Consider the following 18,406-nt stretch of genomic DNA (forward strand, 5'->3'; position numbering starts at 1 on the left):
TTTTTATTACAAGAAGAGTGATTTGGTAATTAGTTATAATAAAACAATGCATTCTGATTAATTGAAGAAGGTAATGAAGTCTATTCCACCCGAAACAGTAAATTACTCACTAATCCACTTTCATCCAATACATTGAGTTGATAGACACCAGGCGCTGATAAGGTCTGGAGCCATGACTGGTTATTCTCCGTCATCGCCACCTGCTCCCCATTGAGGAACCACCAGTGTTGTCCACGCCCCCCCTGCGCCGCCAAACGCAGATCGAGACTAGCATGGCCGGGTAAACGTTTGACGATGGCACCATCACGTATGCCTAAAATCAGTAGTGGCACCGTATCTCCCCCAGCTTGGGGAGGACATTGTGTGCTGGCGGTCGGTAATCGTTGGCTACGCCGCTCGGCAATCGGTAACCAGGGTTCGAGTGGTAGCGGCCATAATATTAACTGGCGCGGCACCGCTTCCGGGCAATCAGCCGCCACCCGCTGGCCCTGTGGATTTAGCCACAGAGTGAGCAAGCTGCCTTGCCTATTTTCCTGGCCGACAGCGGTCAAGGTGGGTGGTAAGGTGCCGTCGAGCACCCAGCTTTGGCGTCGCTGCCGGCAGTTGCTGTCGCCAGCGGCGAGCGGTTGCCCACCTGGCCAACAGATCTCTGCCCGGCTGACTGACGCGGGCCGCGGATCACGCGGTAACTGGCGGCCAGCGGCTGGCAGTCCTGTCATCAGCAAGTTATTGACCTGATTGAGTATGGGGATAGCGGTGGCATAGCCAAATTGTCCGGCGACCGGTGTGCCATCTGGCCGCCCAACCCACACGCCGATGGTATAACGGGCATTGATACCCACTGCCCAGGCATCACGGTAGCCATAGCTGGTGCCGGTTTTCCACGCCAATGGCACCGTTGCCGGCAGAGTATCGTCCGGCAGTGGTCTGGCCTCACCGGCCAGTATGCGCCGGATAATCCACGCGGCACCAGGTGAGAAGAGCCGCCGCTCCTGTATCTGCTGTTGCGGCTCAAAACGTAGTGTCGCCGCCATGCCACCACGGGCGAAGGCGCTATAGGCGGCCACCAGCTGATCCAGTCGTGAGCCAGCCCCGCCGAGGATCACCGCCAAACTCGGTGCGCTGTGCGGCGGAAAACGTAAATTCAGGCCGCCATTGCGCAAATTGGCGGTAAAACGTTTCGGGCCATAAGCTTCCAACAGCTGCACCGCCGGTAAATTCAGTGAGCGCACCAGCGCTTCGCTGGCACTGACCGGGCCATGGAATCCGCTATCAAAATTACCGGGGCGGTAATCACCGAAGCGGCGCGGCACATCTTGCAGCAGTGACTCAGCATGGATCAGGCCATCATCCAGCGCCATGGCATACAGAAAAGGTTTGAGTGTTGAACCCGGTGAGCGCCAGGCGCTGACCATATCCACATGGCCGAAGCGGCTATCATCCTGAAAATCCACCGAGCCGAGGTAAGCGCGCACATTCATGGTGGTGTGATCGACCACCAGCAGCCCCAGTGAGGTTTTCTCCGGCAGTTGATGCCGCCAACTGGCCGCCATATCCTCCAATTGCCGCTGTAGCGCAGCATCCAGAGTGGTTTGGATCACTTCCCGCTGATTGCCCAGGGTTAAGCGGCGGGCCAGCAGTGGCGCGAGTTGCGGCACCTGACGTGGTGCCAGCCAGATATCTTCTTGTTTGATATCAGCCACCTCTGCTGGCGTCCAGACCTGATAATCAGCCAGCCGGGTTAAGACTTTATCCCGCGCCGCTTTAGCCCGCAGCGGGTAGCGATCTGGCCGCAATCGGCTTGGGGCCTGTGGCAGGGCGGCCAACAGTGCCGCTTCTGCCGGTGTCAGTTGGGCCGGCGCTTTACCCAGATAGGTCCAACTGGCGGCCCCGATACCTTGCAGGGTGCCGCCAAATGGGGCGCGATTAAGGTAAAGCTCCAGAATTTGATCTTTGGAAAAATGCCACTCCAGCTGCAAGGTGCGCCAAATTTGGCGTAATTTTCCGGTTAAGGTGCGGGGATGTGGCTCGATCAGGCGGGCAACCTGCATTGATAGCGTGCTGCCACCAGAGAGGATTTTACCCGCCCGCAGATCCTGCCAGGCGGCACGGGCCAACGCCAGTGGATTAACACCGGGGTGGCGGTAAAACCAGCGGTCTTCGAAAGTGAGCAGGGCTTGCAGGTAGTAAGGTGAGACCTGTTGCAGGGTCACCGGATAACGCCATACCCCGTCGGCATCGGCAAAACGCCATAGTGGCGTGCCATCTTCAGCCACCACCACCCGGGCGACCTGAACTTGCGCCAAGGGGAGCGGCCAGAGCTTATCCGCCAGCCACAGTGTGGCCGGGAGCAATATGACAATGATAGCCAGCGCCCACCACAGGCGGCGATAGCGGGAAAAAAGAGTGGTTCGCATCAATAGCCTTTACCCCCCTTTGCTGCAACTAACCGCCAGCAAAGGGGAGTAAGTATTCACTTAACAATTTCAAGTTGCATCGGTGTGACCCCTAGCGCCCGCCAATCCGGCACATACATTGACTCCACCTGTGGTGCTGGCACCTGATAGATGCCCGGTGTGACGGCGCGTGCCAGATAGAGCAGCGTGGTGTGGCGATAGCCGTCAACACTGACTGCCGCCACATAGCGGTCATCGCGGAACTCCTGATGCTTGATATCTGACTGCTGCATATCCTGCAGTAGCTCGGTCACGCTATTGGCGCTCTCGCCCAGAGTGGCACTGCTGTCGCCCAGATTCTGGTTCTCCAGCTCCAGGCCGGCGGGCAGTAGATCCACCACCAGTGCATCCGGCACCCGCTGATCCGCCCACACATCCAGATGCACCAGCACCAGCTCACCACTTTTCAGTTGGGATAGCTGCAACGGCTTGCCATCAAGCCCGATATAACTGCGGCTGATATGCAGATTACGGCTAAATGGCGCTGGCGTTTGTTGTGGATAGCCCACCAGATCGACGCGGCTATAGAGCGGTGTATCGCCACGATTTTGCAGTTGCATCCCACCGGCCAATTGCTGTGCCGACCAATTTTGGTTCAGCGCCGTGCTCTGCGTTAAGGTCGCGCGCTCGGCGAGTAACTCAGCCGATGGCGCAATCGCCAGTTGCCACGGCATTTCAGCGCCACTTATCAGCGTGCGCCCGGCGAGGAACAGCGCATTACTCTCTTGGGTGGAGAGATAATTGCGCCCAACTAATGCCTCGGATAGCGCCAACAAGCGGCTATCGCGCACCTCTGGTAGCAAGTTGTTGTCGGTGAGTAGCGCCAAAATCAGGGCATCATCGCGCAGTGAGCTGCCGTAATCTTCCAGCCAGTAATCTTTATCGCTGCGCGGGGTATTCAGCCCTTGCGTGATGGCCTCTTTGGCGCGCGGCATGTCCCCCATCAGTTTGAGCGCCACCCCCAGTTGCACCAGCGGCAAGCCGGAGCGGGCATCATCACTGCGGGTATACAGCTGGCGCAATGCCCCCAGCGACGCCTGTTGCTGCTGCGCCAGCACTAAACCGGCATAGGCCTGCACGGCAAAACGGGTATGTTTGCTCTGCTCGCTGTAGCGAATTTCAATCTGACTCGGATCTTGCAAGTAGCGCTGCAAACGGCTGTTGGCGGCGGTTAACGCGGCCTCTGGCACACTGTAGCCCTGCTGGCTGGCGCGATAGAGGAAGTCAGTGGCGTAGGCGGTCAGCCAGAACTCCTCCGGGCTATCATTGCGCCATAAGCCAAAACCGCCATTGTAGCGCTGCATACCAAGCAGATGCTCAATGCCGACATCAATCGTTTGACGCCGTTTTTCATCGCTATCCGCCTTGATACCCAGCGCGGTCAACTGCCCATGGTTGCTGTAGAGCGACGGATATAAGCCGCTCACCGTCTGCTCCAGACAGCCATAGGGATAAGCGTATAACTCACTGATATAACGCGCCAAATTGAGCGGTGGCCGGCTGGTCACCAGCAGTTGCCCTTGCAAGGTTTCAGCTACCAATCCCGCCATCGCCTCCGTCGGCAAACTCCAGCTCTCGCCGCTGCGCAGCACATTGGCGAAATGGCGTGTTTGAGCCGGATAAGCAGGCCGCACGCCAATTTTCCAATGGTGCTGATAATCCGGCAGTTTCTCCCCCGGCAGCACCATGCCGCTGATCGTCAGACCAATATCGCCCTGCCCGAAACCGTTCAGCGCGCGAACCGGAACCAACACCGTTTTGCGCTCGCCGGTTGCCAGGGTAACAGATTGAGTCGATTCACCTTTTAGCGCCAATAATTCGCTGGCGAGCCAGTTGAGAGAGAGGGTTTGCGGTTGACCGGATAGATTACTTAAGTCCAGCGCCAGCTCAGTGGTGTCGCCACCGGCCAGAAAGCGTGGGGTCGCCAGTTGGGCAATCAGTGGCGCGGCCACCACCACTTTAGACTCGGCTTTACCGAACTCTTCGTCACTCCAGGCCTGAGCCATCAGGCGCAGTTCGCCGTTAAAATCGGGAATAGCCAGCTCGACTATGCCCTCACCCTGCGCATTTAGTGTCACAGGTAGGGCTTGCTGCGCCACAATGGTCACTTCGGTAATCGGTTTTTTACCACCACGGGCGAGCGCATCCTCCTCTTCGCCATCACCACCAAAGCGCAAGCTGGCTAACCGCCCCTGCCCCTCAATCAGCTGACCATAAACATCATATTGATCCGCGCTGTAGCGTTTGCGACCCAAAAAGGCGTCATATGGGTCTGGCGTGACGTAATCGGTGATATTTAAAATCCCACTGTCGACGGCAGAGAGCAGCAGCTGCACTTTTTCAGGTAGCGGCGCGCCGCTGCGGCTGGCTTTCACTTTAACAGTTAAGGTCTGATTGGGGCGAATACGGGCTGGCGCATCCAGTTGCAGTGCCAGTTTGCGGGTTTCATCCACCAGCGGCAGATGCAGTAAACCAATTGCCCGTTTTGGCGTCGCCTGCTGCGTTTTATCACCAGGGCGGATCACCGTCGCGCTGAGATAGAGATCATGGCGATTCCAGCCGGGGTTAATCGGCACCTCAACCTCAGTGCCACCTGCCGCAATAGTCACCTGCTGCCACCACAGTGGGCCGTCACTGGACTCCACCAGCAGATAGCCGTTACCGGCGGCGGGGGCTTCAATGTGCAATTTCACCTTTTCGCCGGGGCGATAGGCGGGTTTATCCAGTGTCAATTTGACCTGATCCGGGCGCACTGCGCCGCTGCCTGCGGTGTTATCCTGCCAGCTGTAGCCGGCCCAGAAGCGCGAGCTGCTGACCTGTGAGTTATCCGGATTGCTCACCTCAATGCGGTAAGCGCCCCACTCCACCGGGAAGCTGACTTTCGCGCTGCCGTTGGCGGCAATATTGATGGTTTGCTCCGCCAGTTGGAGATCTTTTTTATCAAACAGCGACTGCCAGCCATCACTTTCTGACCACTGCCAGTAGTTATCACGGCGCTCGCGTATCAGTTTGACTTTTAAGCCATTAACCGCCTGTTTCTCACCATCCGCCGTGGCATAGAGGATCTCAAAATCCGCCTGAGAGTCCTGATCAACCATCGGCTGCGATTTATAGCTGTCACTGCGGTAATCATAAACCTGCTGCTGATTGAACAGTGGGCGAATTCCCGCCAGCGCCTCGGCGGGCCACACCGCCTGTTCAGCACGGCGAGTGACCGGACGACCGCCGGACTCCAGCAAGCTGGCCTGTAAAATCAGTTTCAGCGGCGATTGGGCACTCTGCCAGCTGTTCTCTACCGCGACGTCAGTTTTGCCCTCGCTGTCTAGCGTGGTATCAAACTCATCCAGCGTGCGGGAGAGGTTCTCTTCGGTAATCGAACCAAATTCAAAACCGGGCAGTGACGCCACCGCCTCCCGCTGTGGGCGCAGGAACAGCTGCCCTTGCAGGCGGTTGCCAGATGCTGGCGCACCATAGAGATAGCGCCCGGTGACCGCAAAGTGAGCCTCACTATCAGTGGCGATCGGCGCTTTACTGGCGGCTATCTCCAGTGCCATGCGCTCTGGCAGGAAATCTTCCACTTTGAATTTGTACAAACGCGGCTGGTTATCCCCCAGATTGAGGCGCAGCGACCACTCCCCCGTCGGGCCGCCGGCAGGAATGGCGTATTGGTATTGATACAATCCCGCTTGCGGCTGCCAAACAAAGCTGCGCACCACCTGGTTATCCGGTTTGAGGATATCCACTTTAACCGGCTGGGTGGTCAGCGGCTTACCATCGGCATCGCGCAGTAAGCCATTGACAATTAAGGTTTCACCGGGGCGATACAGGTTGCGCGGGCCAAAGACAAAGAGCTGCTTTAGGAAGCCCTCTGGCCCGGCAATATCAAACTCCGCCAGATCCAGCGCCGGCGCATTGAGATCAATCAGGCTGGTCTGCCCATTTTGCGCGGCCAATAGCAGCTTGGCATTGGCCTTTTTCTCTAGCTGCGCATGGCCCTGAGCATCAGTTTCCGCCTGCGCCAGCACTTGCCCTTTATCATCCAGCAGCTGCACCGAGACCCCTTGCAAGGCGGCACCACCCGCCAGCGCCTGAGTGAAAACATCCATGCGGTTATGGTAGCTGTGCAGGGAAACGCCAATATCGCTGAGGGTAAATAGGGTGGCAGCATTGGTATAGCTGTAGTGACCCGCCTGTTGCATCACCGCCAGATAGACGCCGGACTCTTGCAGCGGTTTGATATCAGCCAGTGGCAGCAGCAGTTTTTCACGGGTATTGGCGGCGGGATTGAGGTCAAAACGGCCGCTATAGACTAAATCGGCCATTTTTAGCAGATCATCCGACTCCCAGTTAGAGAGCGCGCTGCGGTACTGCCAGCTGGCGAGGAAGTTGGCCAGACTGGCGGGCTTGATGCGGAAAAAGTTAACGTCGACACTATCAACATTCAGCGCCATCACCGGCAGCCCCTGCGCCAGTTTCCCCGGTAGCAGGGAGCCTTTGCTGGCAAAACCGACACTGGGTTTGCTATCACGGGTGGTGATTTGCTGCTGTTGTAGTGCGCCAAGCTGCGCGCCGCCAACCCCTTTTAGTGTGCTATCAACCGTGAGCAGCAGTTTGCGCTCAGGTTTGAGGTGGCGTAGGCGCAGCTCCATCAGGTTATCTGATAGCTCCCAGGCGCCATCAATGGTGCCACTGAGGGTATCCACCAGATGCACTTGCGCGGCAAAGTCCTGATTGGGATCGAGCGGTTGCGAGAAGGTCAGCACCATGGCGCTGGCCCCATCAAGTTGCAGCTCAGAGGCATCGAGCAAGGTGAGCGGCTGGCCGGCATGGCGTTTTGCCAGTGCGGCCAATGTGGCGGCATCTTTGGGTTGGCTCAACGGGCCATTGGCGGGCAGCGCCGTGGCCTGGGTGGTGGTAGTGGCCGGGGCGCTACTCTCCTCTTTACTACTGCTGTTATCACAACCCGCCAATAGCAGAGTGATACTCAACAACAGGCCACTGACCCCGATACCCTTTTTTATTCCTGAGATTAACCGCAGCACACCATGGTGATTCATATCTTGCTCCCTGAATGATAGCAAGATTATAGCATTCGCCTGAAAGGGAATATAGAGAGATAAAACAGATGGTTTTTTCCCTCCAGAAAAAGGCGGAATTTCCAGGAAACATTCTAACTTTGCAGCACAGAAACAGAAAAACGTATTTAATATTTTTTTAATAAAAAATTAAATTAACTCTGGCGAAAAATTAAAGACCAGAGAGCGCCAAATTAAAACAATAAATAACAATAACTTAATAGCATACTCAACCTTGAAAAATACAATATAAAATCAAATTAATATAAATTAATGTCTTTAAGGTTTTAATAACTAGCCTGGCTAAGGTTAGTTCCTTATATTCCTCCCAACATTTTGTCGTCCCTTATTATCTTTAGCATTCATTTATTAAAATTTATCTGCAAATAGGAAGTTATAAAACTATGAATCATCGCAATACATTAAATACGCGTCTCTTACCTTTATCTATTCTGATCTCATCGCTGGTTTCTGGCGGGGCAATGGCAACATCGACAACTTTGACAAAAGAGAGCAAATCTCTTCAACCTAAAGTAGAAGACATCAGTACTGGCAAAGTACAGCGTTGGGCTAATGGCGGGTCTATCCAGGGGACAGTACCTGTTGTCGAGAAAGAACCGGTTGTTGAAAAGAGTATCTATGAAAAACTAAGCGACTATCTGGCTGCTGGTATTATTACTCAAGCAGAGAAAGATCGTTTAGAACTGCTGGGCGAGAAGAAAGAAGCGGAAAAAAATGCGCAAACAGCCGTTGAGTTAGCAGAAAAAGCAGCAGAAACTTCAACTCAAGCCTTTGATGAGTTGAAGAAAAAAGAAGCTACTGCCGTCCAAGAAGTCGCGGCAAAAAAACAAACTAAAACTGATTTAGAGGCAGATTTTGCAACAAAAGACGGTGAGAAAAAAGCTGCCATTACTGCCATTACTGGCATAACGTTAGATCCTAGCGCCGCCGATATCGCACAACAAGTCACTCAGCTGATTACTACGTCAGAAACAGAGCTTCAAGTTAAAACTCAAGCGCTAGTCGAGAGAACAGAAAAGGCTGAAAAAGCAGCAGAAGATAAAAGGGCGCACGCAGATAAAATTAGCGAGTTTGGTCAGCAGATTAAAGAGCTAGAAGGTAAATTAGCTGATCTCATCACAGAAAAAGGCGATTTAGATACAGCTCTCTCTACCGCAGAAAGTGCTCAACACGATGCAGAAGCTGATTCTACTACCGACATTGCTAAAGCCAAAAAAGAGCATGACCAAACCGAAGGTAACCTTAGCAGCCAAGATGACGCACTAAAAGCCACAGCAACCGCGAATAAAGAAGCCTATGACGCTTTAGTCAAAACCTATAATGATAATATTAAGCTGGCTAATGATGCAGTTACAGAAAATGGAGCAAAAAGCAAAAAGCTAGAAGATGAAAAATCAGGTATTACGAACGAGAAAAACACCGCTGAGGGTCAGACCCAGGATATAGAACAGGCAGCCAATACTGCAGAACAAGCTAAAATTGATGCAAAAAAACAACTCGATGATGTAGAGAAGAAAATCAATAAGGCCAAACAGGCAGAAGAAGCAATCAAGGCTGCTGAAGCTGCTAAAACAGCGGCAGAGAGTGCAGAGGATGAGCACCAGAAGTCCACTAAAGAACTTGATGAGATTAAGACAAATGTTGCTAAAGCAACAACGGCCAAAAGTGATGCAGATGCTGCACTTTTGGCCAAACAAGGTGAATTAAATGACGCCAAGGATGCTGTTACTACTCTAGTCAACAATGCCTCTGCTATTAAATTGTCTGCTGTCGATAAAACTATCGTCTCAGGTACAATAGATACTGTTGCTACAGATACTATCGCTATCGATACCAAAGTGGACGGTGGCACGCAAGAAGTAGCCGCTAAAGGCAAGGTCATTGGCAGCATTGTGACCGAAAACGGCAGCATAAATCTGGCAGCAGATGCACAAGCAATTGACTCGGTGATCACCGAGGGCACCATGACCAATAGCGGCGGTACAGATACCAATACGCAAGTTGGCGCTAAAGGTCAGTTAACCCTCAAAGGGGCGAATGACACGCAGATAGCCAAATCTGAAGGTGCTACCGTTGCCAAAGGTGGGGTAGTGACAGCTGACACGCACTCGTGGATCAATAATATGGTCAGTGAGGGTGAGGTTACTGCCAAAGCAGATGCGAAGGTCTCTAACTCCACCATTAAGGGCGGAACATTAACCCTACAAGATAAAGCTCTTGCAACGGGCACTACCCTGGAAGGTGGTATTTTCACGCTTGAAAGCGGTTCGGAAGCACAAGGCACAACCATCAATGGTGGGCTATTTGATGTTAAATCCGGTGCCTCTATTGCTGATACCACACTCAACGAAGTTGACTTCACGCTGGTTAGCGGAGTAACAGCCAATAACACCACCGTGAATGACGGTACATTCACCCTTGCAGGTACTGCTAACGACACCATCGTAAACGGCGGCGTATTTGACGTGCAACAGGGTGCAACTGCTAATACGGTCAACGTGAATGGCGGTAAATTTAATCTGATGGAGCGCGCTCAGGCAGCTAAGCTCATTGTTGAAAATGGTTACGCCCTGATCGCCGGTGAACTTAAAGATGCAACATTCCATGGCGGCACCGCTATCTTCGATAAAACAGCGACCATTAGCGGCAATATTAATGCAGTTGAAAACAGCGTTATCACCGTGCATGACGGCGCAAAAACTCAAGATGCGAACCTGAACTTAGCCGGTAATATGCAGTTAGTTGGCGCGAATGCACCACAAAACGCACTGCACCGTGCCGCTGTGAGTAATCCTGCACAGTTCGCCTTTAAAAATGTTGCACTGGATGGCGGTACTGTTGATATGAGCAGCACCAATGCTCAGTTGACCATGGCGTCACTGTCAGGTGCTGGTACCTTTAATCTGACAGCATCACTGTACAATCAGGCAAATGCACCGCTGAATGTCACCGGCGATGCTAATGGTAGCTTTGGCATCCAACTAAGTGACAATGGTGTCGCACCAACCAACCTGCAACTGATTGATGTACAAGGTAATAATGCCGCTCGTTTCTCGCTGTCTAATGGGCCGATTAACCTGGGTAACTACAAGCACAATCTGGTCAGCGATGGTAAAGGCGGCTATAAGCTGGTGGCGGATACCGCTGCATTGACACCAAGTACTGCCGGTGTTCTGGCGGTGGCGAACACCATGCCGGTTATCTTTAATGCTGAATTAAGCTCTATTCAGAATCGTTTAGATAAGCAAAGCACATCAGCCAACGAAAGTGGCGTGTGGATCAACTACCTGAACAATAACTTCAAAGTGAAAGGTACGGCCGCTAATTTCGACCAAAAACTGAATGGCGTAACCCTGGGTGGCGATAAGGCCATTGAAGTAGGTGACTCTGTACTGAGTATTGGTGGTTTCGCTGCTCGCAGCAGCTCAGATATCAAATCTGATTACCAGAGCAGCGGCAGCGTGGAAAGTAACTCACTGGGTGCATATGCACAATATCTGACCAATGGTGGTTACTACCTGAATGGCGTGCTGAAAACTAACCAGTTTAAGCAGAAGCTGAATATCACCTCGAATGGCAGCAGCGCCAACGGTAGTGCTAACTTCTCTGGTCTGGGTGTGGCACTGAAAGCGGGTAAACATATCAATGTTGATGCAATGTATGTTTCTCCTTATGCCGCGCTGAGCACCTTTACTTCCGGCAAGAGCCAGTACCAGTTGTCTAACGGTATGGATGCGCAGAACCAAGGTTCACGTAACACCACCGGGACTTTGGGTGTGAACACCGGCTATCGCTTTGTGCTGAATAGCGGTGCAGAGATCAAGCCATATGCACTGTTCTCTGTTGACCATGACCTGATGGCGCGTAACAACGTGCTGGTCAATGGCGAGATGTTTGATAACAGCCGTAAAGGTACGCGTGTTAATGCCGGTGTGGGTATGAATGTAAACATGACCAAAAACCTCTCTATCGGTTCTGAAGTTAAGCTGTCGAAAGGCAAAAACGTGGATACCCCAGTGACCATTAATCTGGGTGTCGGTTACACCTTCTAAGTTGTAAACCACAGTGAAATTCATGTAGCAGTGAAATAATAAAGGGAGCCACTATCGGCTCCCTTTTTTTATGTCATTTATCAATCACTAATGGCTGACCGAAGGGATAACATTGCGCAGCCAACTGCCCCATCTGCGCTGATAAAACGCCTGAGTATGGGTCATTAGATAGTGGCTAACACCGCGCTGTTGCTCGCTAACCAGACAGAAATCGACCGGGCTATCATCTGCTGCATGGTCACTGGCAACACTGCCGGCCTCTTGAATCAGCTGGTCAATCTCCTCGCCACTGCCATCCACCTCTAGCCCAATCAGCAGGTTAGGCTTCTCGTCCACACTCTTATCATGCATCAGCGCCAAAAATGCACGGCGCACCGGCTTACGCTGGCTGAATAGTTGGATCAGCGCGTCAACCATCGCCGTAGGGTACTCCTCCGGCTGCCCCAGCAAAATCTGGCTCTCTTTATCTACCGTCATTTCAGCGGGTTGGGCTAAACCGCCATTCTCCAGCAGCATTGCCACCTCTTGCGGCCAGAACTCTTTACCGTGCTCTGATTTCGGGTTCAAAAACAGATGTGCGCCCTGTGTCATTTCAAATAACAGCCGCACTGGCATGGCGATAAAGGGCTGCTTTTCGCGCTCTTCTGGCGTCTCTTCGGCCAGATCCAGCGCCTGCTGCAACACCTCTACCGAGGTGAAGAAAGGGATCACAGATTCACCATCCTGCTTTTCCCAATGCAGAATATTGACCCCATTGCCCGCCGTGAAGGTCATCTCGCTATCTTCTTCACTGCCCTGCGCCGAACTATCCACCAGCACCAGAACAGTGGCATCCAGCAAGGCCCGGAAAAAGGCGATACGATGAATCGACTCGGTCGCTGCCAGTTTTAGCAGGGACTCCAGACTCTGCTCATCATCATGGTGGTGATGGTGATTATCACCAATGGGGGGTTGCGGCAAACTCATGCTCTACTCCAAAAAAAACATCTTGCTAGGATAAATGGGAGGGTGGATAGGTAGAAGAGTAAAGTGTCCGCGCCAGGGATGGCGCGGAACAAGCCCCCAGGGAAGGGTTTACGGCGTCTTTACGATCTGCCTATTCTCACTCCTAGGCACATCAATTTCTTATTTTGCTTTCGCTAACAACAAGTTGGCAATAGTCCGCACCCCTAACCCGGTAGCGCCTGCAGACCACTGATCCACTGCTGCTTTACGGTAAGTGGCGGAGCAGTCAATGTGCAGCCAGCCCTGTTGGTAATTTTTCACAAAATGGGACAAGAAAGCAGCAGCAGTGCTGGCACCCGCACTGTAAGCGGCACCCGCCACATTATTTAACTCAGCAAAATTGGATGGCAACTGGCTGCGATGGAATTCCGCCAGCGGTAAGCGCCAGAAAGGTTCGTGCTCACTTTTTGCACTGCTTAATAACTCCTGCGCCAGCTCATCATCGAAGCTGAACAGCGCATGGTAATCATTGCCCAAGGCGGTTTTTGCCGCGCCAGTTAAGGTGGCCGCATCAATAATCAGTGGTGCTTGCTGACTGGAAGCATCGATCAGGCCATCGGCCAACACCAAGCGCCCTTCTGCATCAGTATTCATGATTTCGACCGTCTTACCATTGCGGTAACGGATAATATCACCCAGCTTAAAAGCATTGCCGCTAACCATATTGTCAGCACAGCACAGATAGAGCTTCACACGCGCTTTCAGCCCACGGGCCGCAGCCAATGCCAACGCGCCGGTCACTGTTGCCGCGCCCCCCATATCGGATTTCATCGAATCCATAAACGCGCTCTGTTTCAGGCTGTAACCGCCTGAATCAAAAGTAATTCCCTTGCCGACCAGACAAGCCATTACTGGTGCATCAGGGTTACCGGTCGGGTTATAGTCCAGCGCCAATAGTACCGGAGCACGATCAGATCCGCGCCCGACGGTATAAATTCCGGCATAACCCTGCTCGCGCAGATCTTCACCTTTGGTGATGCGGTAGGTGACGGCATCACAAGATACCGCACACAGCAGATCAATGGCATTTTTCGCCAGTTGCTCTGGGCCGAGATCCTCAGCCGGGGCGTTAATGGTGTCACGCACCCAGTCAATAATCTTAAGACGCTGTTCTAGCTCGGTTTTTTCGTTCTCTGGCAGCTCTGCCCACTCAACACTGCGCTGGCCTTTTGGCCCACGGAACCCTTGCCAAAATGCCCAGCTCTGCTCCAGACCCCAGCCCTCACCGGCCAGTTTTACCTGCTTAATACCTTGCCCATCTATCTTGCGGGCGGCACGTTGAATAGCACCCAATTGGCCGTTCGCCGTCAGATGGATGGTCATGCCCTCAGCATCAGTGCTGAGCAGCGCTTTTTCGCCCCAACGGGCATCGGCAGGATTATCGGATAGGGATACTTGCATTATTTCTGTTGTCATCGACGACCTCGTCATTATTATTTTTTGCTGTTATTCAGCTGATAATACGTGACTCTGTGTTAGCCACGGCGGAACAAAAATTTCTATCGAACAAGCCAACACTTTACGCTAAAAAGTCACTTTCGTTAGAGATAATGTAACAGATAAAAAGTAACAGAAAGCAAAAGGGCCGCTTACGCGACCCTTAAACTGCTGACAAACCCCAATGACTCGATCTGGAACGGAGAGGACGGGTAGAAGAGTAAAGCGTCCGCGCCAGGGATGGCGCGGCTCGAGCCTCCAGGGAGGGATTGACGGCGTCTTTACGATCTACTTGTTCTCTCCGCCACTCACCCGGCGGCCCTTATCAATGATTAGCTAAACTCATCTAACCAAACCAGCAAAATAGCTTCCAGCACTTTCTCATTCGATGCTTGCGGGTCATCATCAAAATCTTCTAGGGAGCAAATCCACTGATGCATATCGGTAAAGCGCACCGTTTTGGGATCGATATCGGGGAATTGGTCGTAAAGGGCTTCGCCAATCTCACGGCTATCTTGCCAGGTCATGCTCATATCAGTGCTCCCGTGCATGGTTAATGGTGTAACGCGGGATCTCAACCACCAGATCTTCGTCGGTGACTCTGGCCTGACAGCTCAGGCGGCTCTCTGGCTCCAGACCCCATGCTTTATCCAACATGTCATCCTCCAGCTCGCTACTCTCCGGCAGGGAGTCAAAACCTTCGCGCACCACACAGTGGCAGGTGGTGCAGGCGCAGGATTTCTCACAGGCGTGCTCAATATCAATGCCATTACGCAGGGCAACGTCCAGAATGGTCTCACCCTGGGTTGCTTCCAGCACTGCGCCATCCGGGCAGAGGTCTTTATGGGGCAGAAATACTATTTTGGGCATGATTAAACCTCATCCACTGAATGGCCAGCCAAAGCACGGCGAATGGAGGCATCCATCCGGCGCGCGGCAAAATCTTGCGTTTGTGCATCTAACGCCTTGATCGCAGCTTCGATTGCCTGTGGGTCGCTGCCCTGCATCTGCTGCTGTAATAACGTCATCCCTTGCGCGATAGCGCTGCTCTCTTGCTCACTGAGTAGTGCCGCGTCTTGCGCCAATGCGCCCTGCAGACTCTCCAGCACCCGGGCGGCTTCGACTTGTTGCTCCGCCAGCTTACGTGCACTGATATCGGCCTGTGCATTAACCATCGAATCTTTAATCATGTTGGCTATCTCATTATCAGATAGCCCATAAGATGGCTTCACTTGAATCGATGCTTCAACGCCGGTGGATTTCTCCATCGCCGTGACACTCAATAGCCCATCCGCATCCACCTGAAAAGTGACGCGAATATGCGCCCCGCCCGCAGGCAGTGGCGGCAGGCCACGCAGAGTGAAACGGGCAAGCGAACGGCAATCCTGCACCCGCTCGCGCTCCCCTTGCAGCACATGGATCATCATGGCGCTCTGACCATCTTTAAAGGTGGTGAACTCTTGTGCGCGGGCCGTCGGAATGGTGGTGTTACGTGGGATGACTTTTTCCACCAAACCGCCCATGGTTTCCAGCCCCAATGAGAGCGGGATAACATCAAGCAGCAGCATGTCGCTGTCTGGCTTATTGCCCACCAGAATGTCAGCCTGAATAGCCGCGCCGATGGCGACCACTTTATCGGGGTCGATCGTGGTCAGCGGCGTGCGGCCAAAGAACTGCCCCACCTGCTCACGCACCAGCGGCACGCGGGTCGAGCCGCCGACCATCACCACTTGCAGCACCTCGTCAGCAGTAACACCGGCGTCTTTCAGTGCGCGACGGCAAGCCATGAGTGTGCGCTTAATCAGCAAGGCAATCAGGGATTCAAACTGCGCCCGCGTGATCTGCCCTTGCCAGCCAGCCACCGAGACCTCGGCAACATCGGCATCACTCAAAGCAATTTTGGCGGCAATCGCCGCATCAAGTAGCTGCCGCTGAATAGTGTGATCATCACGGGAATCAATGCCAGCTTGCTCACGCAGCCAATCGGCTAATAGATGGTCGAAATCATCGCCCCCTAATGCCGAGTCACCGCCGGTTGCCAGCACTTCAAACACCCCACGACTGAGGCGCAAAATGGAGATATCAAAAGTGCCGCCCCCCAGATCGTAAACCGCGATCACCCCCTCCTGACCGGAGTCCAGACCATATGCGATAGCCGCAGCGGTTGGCTCATTCAATAAGCGCAACACATGCAGCCCGGCCAGACGTGCGGCATCTTTGGTGCCCTGACGCTGCGCATCATCGAAATAGGCCGGAACCGTGATCACCACACCATCCAACTCTCCCTCCAGCGCCGCCTGCGCGCGCTGCGTCAAGGTTTTCAGAATATCGGCAGAGACCTGCACCGGATTGACCCATCCCGTGGCGGTCTGGATCATCGGCAGGCCATTCTCGCTAGGCTGGAATTGGTAAGGCAGATTGGGGTAGCGCTGTTGGATATCCGCCAAAGAGCGGCCCATCATGCGTTTGACTGAGCTGATGGTGTTGACCGGGTCCTGCGCGGCGAACTCGCGCGCATGCCAACCGACATCAATGCCATTTTGTTGATAATGAACCACCGAGGGCAGAAGATCCCGCTGTTGTTCATCGACCAGCGTTTGCGCTTTACCGCTGCGCACCGTGGCAATCAATGAGTTGGTGGTGCCTAAATCTATCCCTGCCGCCAGCCGCCGTTGATGCGGGGCCGCAGTTAAACCAGGCTCACTAATTTGTAATAAGGCCATGTTGAGCTTCCATCAATCATGAGTCTAAAAAGCAAAATCTATCCGGCGAGATACCAAGGCCTTGCGTTATATTCAGATCTGTTGCAAAGGTCGTTTGATATATCACTGTTATAAGAGTTTGTCGGGCAACATCCTCAGGAAAAATCATCAAACAGGCGCTCTTCTAGCTGTTCAACCTGCTGCTGCAATTTATCCAGAAAACGTAATTTCCGCACCGTATCCGCGGCTGACGCCCACAGCTGTTGATCCAGTTGCTCAACCATCTGCTGACTACGCCTTTGCGTCATCAAAGCCAGACGGCGGCTGAATGCCGCAAGCTGTGTTTCAGCATCGGGTTGGTGTTCGATGGCATCAAGCTCTTCGCGCAGCTCCAACTGCTCCATCAAAAACGCGGTATCGCGCATCGTGTGCTGTTCGTTGCCTAAATCAAAACCCTGCAAAGATAGCATATACTCGGCCCGTTTTAACGGGTGCTTGAGGGTTTGGTAGCCATCATTGATGGTCGCGGCTTGTTGCAATGAGGCCAAACGTTCGCGCTCAGGCTGGTTGGCAAAACGGTCAGGGTGGAATTGACGTTGCAACTCTTGATAGCGGGTAGTGAGTTGGTTGCCATCAAGCTGATAGCGAGGTGGTAGCCCGAATAGTGTGAAGTAATCCATAACATGCTCTGGAGTTATCCCCTTCGTCCTTGAAGCTGCAGGGGTGTTAGCTGCGCTCACTCCCCTGTAACTCTAATGACGTTGGGTATATAAGGTATCAAGTGCCTGAGGTAGGAACAAAAACAGGATCAGACGTTAAAGCTTTCGCCACATCCGCACTCATTGGAGACGTTCGGATTGTTGAACTTAAAGCCCTCGTTCAGCCCCTCTTTGACGAAATCCAGTTCAGTGCCGTCAAGATAGACCATGCTTTTGCCGTCGATGATCACTTTCACGCCTTTGTCTTCAAAAACGATATCGTCATCGTTCATTTCATCAACAAATTCGAGCACATATGCCATGCCGGAGCAGCCCGAAGTTCTGACACCCAAGCGCAGACCTAAGCCCTTACCACGGTGACTTAAAAAGGCGCTGACCCGCTGTGCAGCACTGTCGCTGATTGATATCGACATACAGCTTCCTCAACTCTGAAACCCGCCCATATCCCCATCATCTTTCAAACCGCAGGTGTATTGGAATGCAGTATCTTGAAATTTTTTAGGAAAATGAGCCAGTTATTAATAACCTATTTTACAACTACTTGGCAGTGTGTTTGCTTTTGTAGTCGGCGATAGCAGCTTTAATGGCGTCTTCCGCCAGAATTGAGCAGTGAATTTTGACTGGCGGTAACTCCAGCTCTTCGGCGATCTGCGTATTTTTGATAGCTTCTGCCTGATCCAGAGATTTGCCTTTCATCCATTCAGTGACCAGAGAGCTGGAAGCAATGGCAGAGCCGCAACCATAAGTCTTGAAACGTGCATCTTCAATGATGCCAGCTTCGTTAACTTTGATCTGCAACTTCATGACATCACCACAAGCGGGGGCGCCAACCATGCCGCTACCGACGCTAGGATCTGCGTTGTCGAATGAACCGACGTTGCGGGGATTTTCGTAATGATCGATTACTTTTTCGCTGTAAGCCATGTGATTACTCCTGAG

Annotated in this window: 11 protein-coding genes; 1 reads left to right on the top strand and 10 read right to left on the bottom strand. The window is 53.0% G+C overall.

The window, feature by feature from the left end:
- Positions 1-80: 80 nt before the first annotated feature.
- Both pbpC and HRK25_RS00820 read right to left on the bottom strand, forming a co-directional pair.
- Complete coding sequence (pbpC, locus tag HRK25_RS00815; protein ID WP_005276947.1) at positions 81-2,417, bottom strand: peptidoglycan glycosyltransferase PbpC; 2,337 nt, start codon at positions 2,415-2,417, stop codon at positions 81-83.
- Between the two features lie 56 nt (positions 2,418-2,473).
- A complete protein-coding gene (locus tag HRK25_RS00820; protein WP_099460507.1) occupies positions 2,474-7,513 on the bottom strand; it encodes an alpha-2-macroglobulin family protein in 5,040 nt (1,679 codons plus the stop codon).
- Between the two features lie 422 nt (positions 7,514-7,935).
- On the opposite strand from HRK25_RS00820, the gene HRK25_RS00825 reads away from it, so the two are divergent.
- A complete protein-coding gene (locus HRK25_RS00825) occupies positions 7,936-11,604 on the top strand; it encodes an autotransporter outer membrane beta-barrel domain-containing protein (RefSeq protein ID WP_005276940.1) in 3,669 nt (1,222 codons plus the stop codon).
- Positions 11,605-11,691: 87 nt separating this feature from the next.
- Here HRK25_RS00825 and sseB read toward each other — a convergent pair whose 3' ends face one another.
- The 8 genes from sseB to iscU form a co-directional block, all read right to left on the bottom strand.
- Complete coding sequence (sseB, locus tag HRK25_RS00830) at positions 11,692-12,570, bottom strand: enhanced serine sensitivity protein SseB (protein ID WP_005276939.1); 879 nt, start codon at positions 12,568-12,570, stop codon at positions 11,692-11,694.
- A gap of 159 nt (positions 12,571-12,729) precedes the next feature.
- Positions 12,730-14,025 carry an aminopeptidase PepB gene (pepB, locus tag HRK25_RS00835; protein ID WP_005276937.1) on the bottom strand — a complete coding sequence of 432 codons (1,296 nt, stop codon included), beginning with the start codon at positions 14,023-14,025 and terminating at the stop codon, positions 12,730-12,732.
- Positions 14,026-14,378: 353 nt separating this feature from the next.
- On the bottom strand, positions 14,379-14,579 hold the full coding sequence (gene iscX / locus HRK25_RS00840) for a Fe-S cluster assembly protein IscX (RefSeq protein WP_005274344.1): 201 nt from the start codon (positions 14,577-14,579) through the stop codon (positions 14,379-14,381).
- A gap of 1 nt (position 14,580) precedes the next feature.
- A complete protein-coding gene (fdx, locus tag HRK25_RS00845) occupies positions 14,581-14,916 on the bottom strand; it encodes an ISC system 2Fe-2S type ferredoxin (RefSeq protein WP_004713939.1) in 336 nt (111 codons plus the stop codon).
- 2 nt (positions 14,917-14,918) lie between these two features.
- Positions 14,919-16,769: a Fe-S protein assembly chaperone HscA gene (hscA, locus tag HRK25_RS00850; protein ID WP_005274342.1), complete on the bottom strand. Its 1,851-nt coding sequence runs from the start codon at positions 16,767-16,769 to the stop codon at positions 14,919-14,921.
- Between the two features lie 134 nt (positions 16,770-16,903).
- On the bottom strand, positions 16,904-17,428 hold the full coding sequence (hscB, locus tag HRK25_RS00855) for a co-chaperone HscB (protein ID WP_005274338.1): 525 nt from the start codon (positions 17,426-17,428) through the stop codon (positions 16,904-16,906).
- Between the two features lie 128 nt (positions 17,429-17,556).
- Positions 17,557-17,880 carry an iron-sulfur cluster assembly protein IscA gene (gene iscA, locus HRK25_RS00860; RefSeq protein WP_004874655.1) on the bottom strand — a complete coding sequence of 108 codons (324 nt, stop codon included), beginning with the start codon at positions 17,878-17,880 and terminating at the stop codon, positions 17,557-17,559.
- A 124-nt stretch (positions 17,881-18,004) separates the two neighbouring features.
- Positions 18,005-18,391, bottom strand: a complete 387-nt coding sequence (gene iscU, locus HRK25_RS00865) for a Fe-S cluster assembly scaffold IscU (protein WP_005274334.1) — start codon at positions 18,389-18,391, stop codon at positions 18,005-18,007.
- Between the last annotated feature and the right edge of the window lie 15 nt (positions 18,392-18,406).

Source organism: Yersinia bercovieri ATCC 43970, from assembly GCF_013282745.1.
Classification (GTDB): Bacteria; Pseudomonadota; Gammaproteobacteria; order Enterobacterales; family Enterobacteriaceae; genus Yersinia; species Yersinia bercovieri.

Coding starts and splice junctions, on each gene's coding strand:
- pbpC (WP_005276947.1), bottom strand. CDS start 2,417: ATGCGAACCACTCTTTTTTCCCGCTATCGCCGCCTGTGGTGGGCGCTG.
- HRK25_RS00820 (WP_099460507.1), bottom strand. CDS start 7,513: ATGAATCACCATGGTGTGCTGCGGTTAATCTCAGGAATAAAAAAGGGT.
- HRK25_RS00825 (WP_005276940.1), top strand. CDS start 7,936: ATGAATCATCGCAATACATTAAATACGCGTCTCTTACCTTTATCTATT.
- sseB (WP_005276939.1), bottom strand. CDS start 12,570: ATGAGTTTGCCGCAACCCCCCATTGGTGATAATCACCATCACCACCAT.
- pepB (WP_005276937.1), bottom strand. CDS start 14,025: ATGACAACAGAAATAATGCAAGTATCCCTATCCGATAATCCTGCCGAT.
- iscX (WP_005274344.1), bottom strand. CDS start 14,579: ATGAGCATGACCTGGCAAGATAGCCGTGAGATTGGCGAAGCCCTTTAC.
- fdx (WP_004713939.1), bottom strand. CDS start 14,916: ATGCCCAAAATAGTATTTCTGCCCCATAAAGACCTCTGCCCGGATGGC.
- hscA (WP_005274342.1), bottom strand. CDS start 16,769: ATGGCCTTATTACAAATTAGTGAGCCTGGTTTAACTGCGGCCCCGCAT.
- hscB (WP_005274338.1), bottom strand. CDS start 17,428: ATGGATTACTTCACACTATTCGGGCTACCACCTCGCTATCAGCTTGAT.
- iscA (WP_004874655.1), bottom strand. CDS start 17,880: ATGTCGATATCAATCAGCGACAGTGCTGCACAGCGGGTCAGCGCCTTT.
- iscU (WP_005274334.1), bottom strand. CDS start 18,391: ATGGCTTACAGCGAAAAAGTAATCGATCATTACGAAAATCCCCGCAAC.